Here is a 13,780-nt window from a genome sequence, read left to right on the forward strand (position 1 = left end):
AATGGATGAACAGGAATTAAAAAAAATTATTGAAGCATTACTTTTAAGCAGCAATGAACCTTTGTCGGTTGAAAAGTTACTTGAGGTTTTTGATGAATGGCAAAGGCCATCAACAGAACAGCTTAAGAAGTCGATTAATGAACTGCAGGCAGATTATAGCGAACGAGCTTTTGAGTTGATAGAAGTCGCCAGTGGCTATAAAGTACAGACCAAATCAGCTTACAGTGAATGGGTTGCGCGGCTGCAAATTGAAAAGCCAGCCAAGTATTCTCGAGCTTTACTTGAAACTTTGGCGATAATTGCTTATAAGCAACCGGTTACACGTGCGGATATTGAAGAAATCCGCGGGGTAGCAGTTAACAGCCAGATTATGAAAACCTTGATGGAACGAGAATGGATTCGCATCGCAGGTCATAAAGATGTACCTGGAAAACCGGCGGTATATACCACAACCAAAGAGTTTTTGAACTATTTTAATCTTAATTATTTAAATGAACTTCCATCCTTGCCCGAAGTGATGGATACATTGACTTTGCATACTGCAAGCCAACCTAAAGAAGAGTGTGTTACTGAATGAGCAGCGAAAGGTTACAAAAGATATTAAGTCAGGCCGGTCTTGGTTCACGCCGTGAAATGGAACGCTGGATTGAAAACGGCTGGGTGCAGGTTAATGGCAAACCTGTCAAACTGGGCGATTCAGCAGGCCCATTAGATAAAATTACAGTCAAAGGAAAATTGATAGCTAATCCCTTAAAGGTAAAACAAAATACCAGGGTGCTCCTTTATCATAAGCCTGTAGGAGAAATTTCAAGCCGTCATGACCCCAAGTTTGAAAAAACAGTCTTTGATCATTTGCCCCACATCAGACAAGGACGATGGGTTCAGGTAGGCCGTTTGGACGTGAATACCTCCGGATTATTAATTTTTACCAATGATGGTGAATTAGCCAATCAGTTAATGCATCCCAAATACGGATTGGAAAGGGAATACGCTGTCCGAGTGCATGGCCAGGTGAGTCCGGAAGCTTTATCGAACTTACAAAAGGGCGTACAGCTTGATGATGGCATGGCTCAATTTACCAAAATAGAGTTTCGTGGCGGAGCCGGTTCTAACAGCTGGTATCACGTCACCCTGAATGAAGGCAGAAACCGCGAAGTGCGCCGTCTGTGGGAGTCGCAAGGAGTAGAAGTAAGCCGCTTAATCAGAGTCAGATACGGCATGCTCTCCATGCCAAGGTATTTAACCCGAGGCCAAACCTACGAGCTAACGCCAAAGCAGGTCACTGAGTTTCTAGCCAGCCTACCCAAAGAGTAGTGCTTAACCCAATCCTAATGGCGCGTTGGGTTTGTAGCCCGGTCTGCTTGCAGCCGGGATCGAAGTGGCACTGAACTAATTTCCGTATTACGGCCATGCCCGATACGGACTACGAAATCTGTTTGCAGCAGGGTACACAAGCCCGGCTGCAAGGCGGCTCTGACTCTTCTACACATATTCTTCGCTATTCACCGTTCCACGTCGTCCTGAGTGCGTCTTTTTGCGCGAAAGATCTCCAAATACTGGCACCATGTCTTTCAGAAGATCCTCAGCCTGAACGGATCGAGGTAAATCAATATTCTTATCCATAACTCACGTCAACTTAATGTTAGTGCCTTACAAGTCCCTATTTCATTTCCCAAAACAAAAATAACAAAATCTTCATTTTCTAATTGACTCTATCAACACCATTGTTTAATATCTCAATCGGCTTGGAATTGCCATATGGAAACTAAGGAGTAGAATCATGAAGAATCAAAATAAAATCCAACACAAATTAATGGAATGCCTCGTATCATTTGTCATAAAACATCAGGTAATACTCATTTTTTCTCTTTTAATATACGTCATTTCAACAAATTTTGCTTTTTCAAACTAATACGCTTTATAGGAAATTTAAAGCTATTTGATTTGTCTTATCTCGTAAAAAGGATTGAAGTTGTGAGAAAAATGTTATCATTCTGCCTGCTATATTGGTGTTTTAATAGCTATGGCTTTCAGTACCCTGCAATTACCCTCTTTTTTAATCAGAGCCCGCCATCTACAGTATTTTATGGCGAAACACTTAGCATACCCGTTCAACTGAATTATGGATTTCTGCGAACTTATAAACATTGGACGATCCCGGCCGGAAGTTCTTTGCACTATGTTTCAGGAGTTTGTCCTGCCATTCCCTACGATACTGGCTATTATTTCTATGGAACTTGCCATATGAAGCTCGTAATTCCTGGTGTTCAATTAGGTAAAGTCATCCAGGGCAGTCTCGGTTACAGGATCTGGGGGAAAGAAAGTGGTTATCATTGGGATTGGCCTTTTGCAACGAGCTATTTTTCCGTTCGCGTAGTTCCTCATAAATTATCTATGGCAACTATGATGCCACAATCAGCTACTGCGAACTTGGCGTTTATTTATAATCTCAAGCCAGCAATAAAATATTATGATGAAAATGTCAGGGCTGGTACCAACGTGGTAGTTACGGTAGAACCAGCAGAACAAGATGGTTTACATTTTGACCCTTCACTTGTTGCGCTCACTGGTAAACCTAGCCATACAGGAACCTATATCTTTAAAGTAACAGCCAGAAACAAAAATGGCAGCGCTGAGCCAGTTAGCTTGCGCATTGATGTTGAGGCCAACATCAAAGATAAACCTGTATTTAAAGAAATATATCCTGTTGTCACCGCCGTCTCCGGAAAAAAATACCACATGGCGTTGATGAATCTTATTGAACCGCAAACGGGATTTAAAGTAACCAATCAAGTCTCATTCCGTATAGAAAAAAGAGTAAATACACCTGATTGGTTAACCATATCAAAAGCAGATGGCTTACTTTTAACAGGCGAAGTACCAGATGGCATTGGCGGAACTGATGTTGAGATAAATCTGATTGCAACATCAAACACTGGTGGCGATTCAGAACCTTTTACGTTAAAAATTCCCGTAGCTCATGATCCTGAGAAAATCCCTGTAATCGATACCTTTGAGCTTTGCAAAGATGCAGGATCGCAACTGCATGAAAACTTGTCTCAGTACATACATGATCCAGCCTTTGACAATTCCTTGCAGTTGATTTTAGACAAGGTAACTCCTGACGCAGACTGGATTAACGTATCACCTGTCAATCCTACAATGTTAAACGGCACAGTCCCGATGAATGCGACAGGGAAAAAATTCATGCTCACCTTAAGAGCAAGCACAGTAACAGGCGGCAGTTCAGAGCCAGTAACAGTTCCCTTGCAAATTAATATTGATAAAGAGAAAACCCCGCGTTTTAAAAACAATACTCAGGTTTTACCCATTCTTTATCCAGGGCAAGCTTATATCTATGACTTTGTGGAACACAGTGATGTCTATCCAGAATACGACACCATACCCTATGAGATTGAATTTGCCGATGAAAATAGCCAACCTTATTGGTTGAGAATAGAGCATAACCAACTGATTGCGGATAAGGTACCCGAGGATATTGATAAAGAGGTTGAGGTGAAGGTCATTATCAGGAATATACCAGGTGGCAAATCAAAGCCAATCAGCTTGCATTTAACTCGATAAAATAATAACAAAAATTATCAGGATGTATTATGACACAGATATTTACCGGAGAAGGATTAGGATTACACGGTTCCTCACTTGGATTGGGGAGTTATGGTCCCAAAGGGAGTGCTGCTTTAGGACAAGGTGGCGAATCGGTTTATGTTAATGCTGCCAATGGTAATCTGGTACTCAGGCAGTCTGATGGTTTTCTGGCGGATATAGGTTTTGGACTGGATTTGTTTCAAACCTATAATTCCCGGGGAAAGTCTGGTGCCTCCTGGTGTTTTAATATGCAATCACGATTGGAAGTGAACGGCGAAATCAACGCCAAGGGCTCATCCATTATTCGTGTCGATGAAGATGGACATAGAAGCAGTTTTCATTACGATACAAAGAAGAAAGCATATCTTCCAGATGATGGGGGAACTGCACTATTGACCTTCAGTAAAGGCGAGTGGGTATACCATGAAGGCAAACAAAAAACTTCCTGTTATTACAATCAGGAAGGTCAGCTTACTCATATTTCAGATTTGGATGGGCATAGTGTCTACCTGAAATACGATAAAGGACTTCTTACTACGGTCATCGATCAAAGTGGAAAACAGAAAATAACCTGGTCGTTTAAAAACGGGTTATTGCAAGACGTGAAAACAACCAGTAATGGAACGCTCATACATCATCTTCATTATGAATATGACGAACACAATCGTTTGCATAAAGTAAGTCGCGATCTGGGACAAGGAAAGAGCTATTGGATTACCTATGATTATGAAGGTGATTCAGATTTGATTTCTGATATCAGACAATCTGATGGTACTTCATTACATATAGAATATGATGAAAAAGGCCGAGTTAAAAAACTGCTTGATGGTGAGGGGCGAGTTAGCATTTATGAATACGGACAAGGTAAAACAACTGTAACCAACGGTAAAGGTGAATCCTGGACCTATTTTTATGATGATAAAAACAGATTGACCGGGATTGATGGACCAGAACATTACCGGATTCGCTATTATTATGAAGGCAAACATCTAAGCTCTATTGTTCAGGGTGATCAGGTATGGAGATTTCGTTACAACGAGCAGGGGGATTGTATTTATATAGAGGAACCCTCAGGTCAAATAACCAAACGCAGCTATGATTCGGAACATCATCTTGTTTCTGAAACCCAATACCAATCTTTTGACGGCAATCATCATCCCATCCATCCAAAAACCACGCGCTATGTATACGATAAGAAAGGTCATTTACTGTTTGTTATCGCAGCCGATGGCACTGTGACCGAACACCGCTATGATGAGCAGGGACAATTAACCAGCAGCCGTACTTATTTAAAAAAATCAATTAATGTAAGTGCGTTGGATGAAGACCAAAACATTAACCTTGAGGAAATGTACACCTGGATAAACAAGCAAGATCCACAAAGCGTTAACTTGACGGAATATAAATATGATTGGCTAGGTCAGCTTACAGAAGAGATACGCTACGAACAAGTCAATAGCTCAGGGCAGGGAGTGCAAAAGAACGCCTTGATTACTCATTGCCGTTATGATGCAGCTGGTCGCCTGGTTGAAAAGAGCATTCCATTTAATGGTGGATGGAGTACTACTCAATATTTATATGATGATCTAGGACGTTTAATTCAGACTGTAGATAATCAAAACAATATCCAACGCATAGAATACGATGATGAACGCCATCGTATTATTAAAACAGATGCTAATGGATTACAAACCATCAGTATTTATGATCGCAGCGGTATGCTTTTATCGGTGCTGCGCCTGGACAATAACCATCAGTATGGCAGTACTGTCTATAAATACGATGAGGCCGGGCGTTTAATTGCAGAAACAGGACCAGATGGGTTAAGTTCTTATTATTTTTATGATGCTCAGGGAAGGCTGAAAGCACGGGTGAACTCCAGTGGAATGGTTACTGAATATGTTTACAACGATGAAGGTTTGATATTACAAACTCATCAATACCAACATCACGTGTCCACTTCAGGCTGGATAAACAAATTACCAACCTTTGAGCAAATAAGACCTGCCTCTTCAGCCAATGACAGGATAAGCCAAACTGTTTATAACGAATTTAACCAGATTGCCTATTCTATTAATGCAGAAGGAGCAGTAATTGCCTATCAATATGATACACAGGGAAATCTCGTCAAATCAACGGCATACGCGCAACGACTCAAGAATTACCAGCCAGAACAGATACTTAAAGCCACAGATATTCATATAACAAGAGATCAGGGCGATAGAAGCAAACTCTATTATTACGATGCCCTGGGGCGTCTTGAAGCAGAAATCAATGGTGAGGGATATGCCACATCGTATCGCTATGACAGGTTGGACAATCTTATTGAAAAATGCCGCTATTCTAATGCCGTAGGAACAGCATTAACTGGAGATTGGCAACACGATAAGCCTTTGAGCGATGCCAGTCGCGATATTCGTACCTACGCGCTTTATGATGCTCGAGGGCTTAAAACAGCTGATATCGATGCTGAAGGGTACATTACTGAATATCGTTATAATGAACAGGGCTTGCTTCAGGAGAAATGCTCCTATGAGCGTCCAGTTTCCATACCCGTTTCCAGCGATGAAATAACAATAGATCAAATCCGATCATCAGCTCAAAAAAACGATCACCACAGTTACTATAAATACAATGATCTGGGCTTGCTCATCGAGGAAAAAAGCCATACAGGCCTGATAACTCGTTACAGCTATGATGAGATGAAACAGCTTAAGTCTAAAAGTCTTGGCGATGCGAAAACTCAAACAGTACGTGAGCAGCGTTACCGCTATGATGCACTGGGGCGGATAATTCAAAGCCTTGATGAAACAGGGTGCGCACTTTTGGATAACAAGAATAGAACTGATGCAGAAATAGAGCAAATATGGTTAAAACACAGCATAAATTATGAATATAATCATGCTGGATTACTTTGCCGTAAAACCAATGCATTACAGCAATCTACTTATTATTTCTATGATGAAGAGGCACAACTAAAATACGTAATCAATGCAGATGGCGGAGTGACAGAAACACGCTATAACGAATTCAATCAATTGTCGTACACCAGAAAATACAGTGCTTTTCTAAAAAGCAAGATTAATATCCTGAATACGAAGGATATTGAAGAGCAACTGCTCAGCATCAAAAATGACCGTTATGATGAGATAACCACATACAGTTACAACACTCTAGGCCAACTGATAGCCAAACATAGTGGTACTCAAGGTGAGATGAAAACGCAATACAATGCCTTTGGGGAAATAGAATGTACCATTCAGCGTCTCACTGTAACAAGCAACAAAATCATGGCTATGGAGTATGACAGACGCGGCTTATTAGTGAAGCGTATTGATGATTTTGGTGGGATAGCTAAAACTAATAGAGTTCAATACGATTCCTTCGGATGGGTAACAAAACAAACGGATGGCATGTCCCATAGCATCAGTTTTGTACTTAATAAACGTGGTGAACAGATAGTTGTTGAGAACGCCAATCATGATGCAAAGACACTGACTTATGATGCTTTTGGTAGAGTTCTTGCTGAGTCTTATTACAATAAGACAGAAGTGCGTAATCAATTCAGCTATGACGATGAAAATCAGACCCTGACCTTAATTCATCCACATGATCACTCACAAATCATTTCCCATTTTAATGCCTTCGGCGACAAAATTAGCATGAAAGATGCTAATGGATATAGCACCGATTTTCATTACGATGAAAGAGGAAAGTTGATACGGGCTAATACTCCAGAGGGTAGCTTTAAGGAGTACAGTTATGATGAGACTGGAAATCTGATTATTCAAAAAGATGCAGGTGGTCATGTCATTGCTTATACCTATGATGCCTCAGGGCATGTCTTATCAAAAACTGTAGATCCTGATGGCTTAAATATACAAACCCGCTATAATTACGATGCCATCGGAAGACAGTTGCAAATCATTGAAGCAAATGGCCTTATCAAACAATTTACTTATGACAGTCAGGGTAATTTAATACAATCGTGTGTTGATCCCCATGGTTTAAATCTGATAACCGAATATATTTACGATGATCGGGGATTATTAATTCGACAGACCGAAGTCAATCGCCATGGAAAAAATAAAACCACCGCATATGAGTGGGATCATTTAGGCCGGCGGGTAGCAACAATAGTTGACCCGGACGGCTTAAACCTGAAAACAACTTATAGTTATGACAATAACGACAATGTTATTTGTGTTACTGATGCCAACAAGCATAGTACTCATTATGTCTTTGATGCGAACAATCAATGCCGCTATCAAATAAACGCCCGAGGTGTTGTCACTGAGCACAGTTATGATTCAGATGGAAATCAAATTCAAACTGTCACGTATGCAAAAGCGATTGATTCCCTGCAAGAATATAGTGAAGGCTCTTTAAAACAAATCATTCAAAGATCAAGTCAGGATCAATATCAGTTTCGCGTCTACGATGGAAATGGGCGTCTTGTAACCTCTTTTAATCCCGCCGGTTACGCTACAACCTATATGTATGATGCGAATGGAAATCTGGTCTATCAATGTAACTACGGTAAGGCAGTTTCTATAGAACATTTAAAAAATGGAGACATGACGCTTCCAAAAGAAGAAAACTCAAGAACTTTACACTATGCATATGACGGCTTAAATCGCTTGATTTTCAAATGCAGTAATAATGGCTATATCACCGAATCCAGATACGGTGTGAATGGCCAATTAGTAAGTAGTACCCAATACGCGCAGGAAATCAGTATTCCATCCAGAGTTATGAGCGCGGATTACATCAGAGAAAAAATAAAAGCAAATTCATCACGTGATCAAACGACTCGTTATGCATACAATCAGGCGGGATGGCTGATTTTACAAGTAAGCGCTGCAGGGGTAGCTAAATCCTACCAATACAATGAAAATGGAAAAATCATTGCCAGTACACAACATGCTCTACTATTAAAAACAACTGATTCTCTGGAGGTAATTCAAAATCCTAATGACAGAACCACTCATTTTATTTATGACGATGCAGGGCGAGAATGTTATCGAATCAGTGGGGAAGGTACGGTACTGGAGAGACGATATGATGATGTAGGTAATATTATTCAGGAAATAACCCATGCAACGCGTATTCATGAGGACAGTTACACCAAAGAACGCATAGATAATATATTTAAATTAACGAATGAAAACAATAAAAATACCTTTTACGACTACGATGCTTTAGGGCGTTTGAAAACACACACTGATGCACTGAAACATGCTATAAAGTATGAGTATGATGCTCAAGGAAATGTAACATCTAAAACAGAAGCAAACCAATCCGTCTGGACTTATCATTACGATGAGTTAAATCAACTGACAGAAACCATTTCTCCTCAAATTAAAGTGTCCTCGTCTTCCGGTACACAAGAGTGTTCTGTTATTACGAGAAACAGTTACGATAATTTTGGTAATCTGATTACAGTAATCAAAGATGCGGAAGGACTGAAACAAACAGTTTTTTATGAATACGACAACAGCAATCATCGCACAAAAACGATATATCCTGACGTTCACATTAATAAAGCATCAAACTCTGCCTCAAAGTCACGACAGGAAGTAAACCAAACATTGTTCGAAGAAACACAATACAATGCTTTTGGTGAAGTCATAGCTACGCGAGATAAAGCGGGCTATTGGAAACATAATGCTTATAATGAACAAGGATTACTTATTTTCAGCGTTGATGCACAGAACGCTGTAACCCGGTTTTATTATGATTCTATAGGGCGTTTGATAAAGAAAACGACCTATGCTAATTCCATTAAATTAAGCTCTGACAGTGAATATGATGTTGATCATATTGCAAAAGCAGTGCAAAACAGCAAATACGATCGCAATGAAACCTATCAATATGATCTGGATAATCGACTGCTGGAAGTGTCTCGCGACAAAATAAGAACTTACAATGCTAAAACCAATCGTTATGATTATCTGAATCCTGTCACTAAAAATACGTATAATGCATTTGGGGAACTCATTAAGTCCTCTATAAAGATGAATGAGTCAACCTGGTCTGACACGTATACCTACTATAATAAGGATGGTCACAAAACTGCGGTAATCGATGCTGAAGGATATTTGACTTCATACACTTACACTGCTTTTGGTGATATGGAATTAATGATTGAATACGATAAGAGAAGCACTCATTACACTACAGAATCTTATGCTGAACCTCAGAAAAGCACCAAGGACAGAGTAGCCAGTTTTACCTATGATGAATTAGGGCAATTGAAAAGCAAAACCTTAAAGCAAGTCAGCATCGATCGCAAAAAAGAAAATGGAAAGGGCTATGAAACCATTGCTCGGGATTTAACTACAACTTATGCCTATGATGCGATGGGGCACTTAACTGAAACCACAGATGCACAGGGTAATTCATCCTTCTTTTATTATGATCAAACCGGTCAACTCATTGCGAAAGTAGCGCCGCAAACTCGCGAAGGTCGTGCAGCAACAACTTACAGTTACGATGCTTTAGGAAATCTTACCGAAACAATACGCTGGGCTCAGGGGGTATCTGGTGCTGACAGTGAGCACTTTGTCCTTAAAGGAGCATCAAAACAGGATATCATAACTCAACAGGAATATGATGTATTCGGACAAGTGATCTCTGAAACTGATGCGCTGAAACATTCTGTTTATTACAGTTATGATGCCAATGGTAATTTGGCACGCAGTTGGCAAGAGTTTCGCCAGGTTGATGGAACGTTACTATTGCAGGATAAATCCTATCAATACGACAAGAATAATCATCTGATACAAACAGCAACGTTTAAGAAAAATGGAACATTGAAAACGGAGGATGCACAATACAACAGTTTCGGTGAACTCATCGCTAAAGGGATTGATGGAAACTTTTCTACTCATGTTGAGTATGATCATTGCGGTCGGATATGGCGATCCAATTCCCAGGGATACTATCAGATCTATGTGTATGATTTGCTTGATCATGTGACTCAGGTCGTTACATCAACTAACAAATTTGTGACTGATTCAGGCTATGAGGGTATCGATTTGTCCGATTCCCGCTTTGATGATATTCGCAGTTTTAACGAAAACCGTTGGTTATACGATTTACAAAGACAAAATAATACATACGATGCTCTGGGACACCTGTTAATTCAGGATAAAGAATATGCGGTGAATAGCCGTGAAAAAAGTGGCGAAACCCGTTTGGAACATATGCGTCAGTCACAACAGGTCGATCGCTGGGGAAACATCCTCAGCAGCACTAATCCGCTGGGATATGAGACACGATATGAATACAACGCGTTGAATCTATGTGTTCTACAAAAAATGCCTCAAGTATATGTCGTAGATGAGCATGGAACAGGGCGACTATTAAATCCCGTCAATTACTACTTCTATGATGAACTCGGACGAGCTATTGCTATGAGCGATGCAAACGGTAATACCGTGAGCAAAGAGTATGATGCTATGGGCAATATCATACGAGAAACGGATGCTAAAGGAAATTCGCGTGATAGACATTACAACCTACTGGATCAATTAGAGAGTGTCACTAATGAATTGGGTGGGGTAACTACTTACGTTTACGATGCAATGAACCGTCTTATTTCAGTCAAAACTCCGAAAACACAACAAAATTATGAGTACGATGAACTGGGGCAATTAATAAAGCAAAGCAATGGATCTAAAGAAGAAACATTGTTTTGGTATGATTCCTTAGGCAACCAGGTACAACGTCGCGATGCCCGAGGTCATAATACTTTGTATGAATATGATGATGAAGGACATAAAACCAAAGAAACGGATGCCTTGGGACACAGTCAAAGCTGGGGTTACACTGCTGATGGGCGTTTAAAAGAGCATACCGATTTAGGAGGCCATGTCAGAACATACAAATACAATACTAACGGCCTTCTGCTCGAACAAAAATCAACATCAGGACAAGACATCAAATACTTCTATCAAGGAGACGGAAAACTCATTACTTATGCTGATAAAGCACTGCATGAAGTGGTCGAATATGAGTACGACGAGGCAGGGCAATTAATAAGCAAGGAATCTTCTCGTGATGATACAGTAAAAGACGGATGGGTAAGAGAAACAGATCGTTATCAATACGATGCTTTAGGGCGTCTCGTACAAGTACGACGCAGAAACCCTGCTGATACCGACAAACGCTTTCCTACGCCAGATCGTACTTTGCTCGCAATTGATTATGAGTATGATGCCGTAGGAAACATTCGACATTCCAGATTATCCGCCAATTATACCGGATACGAGCGAATTAATTCTGATGATTATTATACCTATGATGAAAATAACCGAATGACCATTAATAAAGGCCAATTGGTTAAAGGCAACATCAGCATTACAGCAAAGCAGGGAAGCGCCTTGACTTATGATGCCGCTGGCAACATTCTGGATGCAACTAAATATGAGAGTAACGCATTACATAAATATCATTACGTTTATAACAAAGAAAACCAACTGGAATTAATTCAAAAGGATGGAAAGTCGCTGCAATCCAAATTTTATGACGATGCTGGACGAGTGACGGTGGAAAATTTGTTCGATGCACGAGGTAATCTGGCACAAAAGAACGTAACGAGTTATAAAAATGGGATGGTGAGTGCTGTTAGTGTTTCTAACAGTAAGGGCGTACAGACGTCGCAAACACTTTATTATTATGATAATGCGGATAATTTAAGTGATTTATCACTAAGGGTAAACAGTAGCAATGGTGGGCCAGGCAGTACATTAAAACACCATTACACTTACAGTTTATGGGATAGCTACCAGCAAAGTTTTGATGACGCTACGTTAACAGTAGACAACAGGCCATCAACAACGGGCAGAAGCACACGCAGTTTTGACGTGAATGGTCAAATGACAGCAGCGATAGATAAATCAGCTGATGGTAAAGGGCAAACGACAACAACCTATTTCCGCAACAGCAGCATTGATGGAATAAGAGGGCGCATAGACAAAAATGGCCAAACCAATTATTTAAATGTCGCCGGAAAAACCATTGGCGACCTACGCCTGGATCTGAACAAAAAACAATCCTTAAATGTTTACAGCGGCTTCAGCCCATCAGGCGCTCATGCTGCTTTAGATAAATCAGCCAGATTTTTATGGCGTGTTACCGATAAAGTGGGCATGAAAAGGGAATCCATCACTGACTTTTTAGGTCGTTCCTCAGAAAAAACGGCGGAGGGAATCCCTCCAGAGGCACCTCAAGACAATCTGGGCGCTTACACAGTACAAGCTGGTGATACTCTGGAAAGCATTGCNTTACAAGTTTATGGCGACAGCAGTCTCTGGTATCTGATAGCTGATGCTAATGGCATCAGCAATAAAAACGCCCANGCCAGNGGCATTGACCAACTCCATACAGGGCAACGCATTAATCTNCCNGNNGTAGCAANCGGNCAACANCACAGCAATAAAACGCACAAAGTGCTCAACGCCAATCAAATGATAGGCAACATCAGCGCTACAACGCCNTTACCNCCCACACCGCCACCTGTACCAGAACNAAGAAAGCACCACGGGATCTTTTCCAGGATAGTTGTAGCTGTAGTGGCTGTAGTTGCTACAGTTCTNACCGCNGGNATAATAGGTGCTCTNGCAGGAGTAGCCAACGCCNCATCATTGACTTCGTTGTTTNNTATAGGANCNAATGTCCTGGCCGGAGGAGGCATGGCCTCNCTTACGGGATCTATGGCCGCAGGNTTCACCGCAGGATTTACNGGAAACATGGCAAGCCAGGCAGTTTCAAGCGCAATCGGGCTGCAGGATAAAATAGATTTTAAAGGAGCCCTAATCAACGGCCTCGCCACAGCAGCNACAGCNGGCTTACTNAGAGGNATTGGCGNATCAAAACAATACAAAGCTCTGATGAGCGCAGCAGACAAGCTATCCCCAACCCAAAATTTCAGCATCAGCAGCGCCGCCACCATGCTGGAGCAAAATTCATTAAGCCAGGGAATAAGCTTAAGCCTGAGAAAACACCAACACTTCGACTGGGCGCAACTAGGAATAGCAGGCCTGACAGCCGGCTTCATGGGAGGCACCTTTGGCAAAAAGATAGACGCAACCTTAAAAAAGATAGATCATCAATCTGGAATCCTGGCCACAGAAGCAAAAGCCCTGGCAACAGGAGCCGCCGAATC

At 41.0% G+C, this 13,780-nt stretch carries 4 protein-coding genes; all 4 read left to right on the plus strand.

What is annotated here, in order from left to right; translation table 11 throughout:
• The first annotated feature begins 1 nt into the window (after nucleotide 1).
• The gene (gene scpB / locus B094_RS0104505; protein WP_018576610.1) at nucleotides 2–577 is read left to right on the plus strand and encodes an SMC-Scp complex subunit ScpB; all 576 of its coding nucleotides are present in this window, start codon (nucleotides 2–4) and stop codon (nucleotides 575–577) included.
• Nucleotides 574–1,314 (plus strand): 23S rRNA pseudouridine(2605) synthase RluB, encoded by a 741-nt coding sequence (gene rluB, locus B094_RS0104510; protein ID WP_018576611.1) that lies wholly within the window; start codon nucleotides 574–576, stop codon nucleotides 1,312–1,314. Before scpB ends, rluB begins: the two co-directional genes overlap by 4 nt.
• 669 nt (nucleotides 1,315–1,983) lie before the next feature.
• Nucleotides 1,984–3,585 carry a putative Ig domain-containing protein gene (locus B094_RS0104520; RefSeq protein WP_018576613.1) on the plus strand — a complete coding sequence of 534 codons (1,602 nt, stop codon included), beginning with the start codon at nucleotides 1,984–1,986 and terminating at the stop codon, nucleotides 3,583–3,585.
• Nucleotides 3,586–3,857: 272 nt separating this feature from the next.
• Nucleotides 3,858–13,780 (plus strand): LysM peptidoglycan-binding domain-containing protein (locus B094_RS17730; RefSeq protein WP_487042749.1); only part of this gene is annotated, 9,923 nt, incomplete at its 3' end.

This window comes from Legionella shakespearei DSM 23087, from assembly GCF_000373765.1.
Taxonomy (GTDB): domain Bacteria; phylum Pseudomonadota; class Gammaproteobacteria; order Legionellales; family Legionellaceae; genus Legionella; species Legionella shakespearei.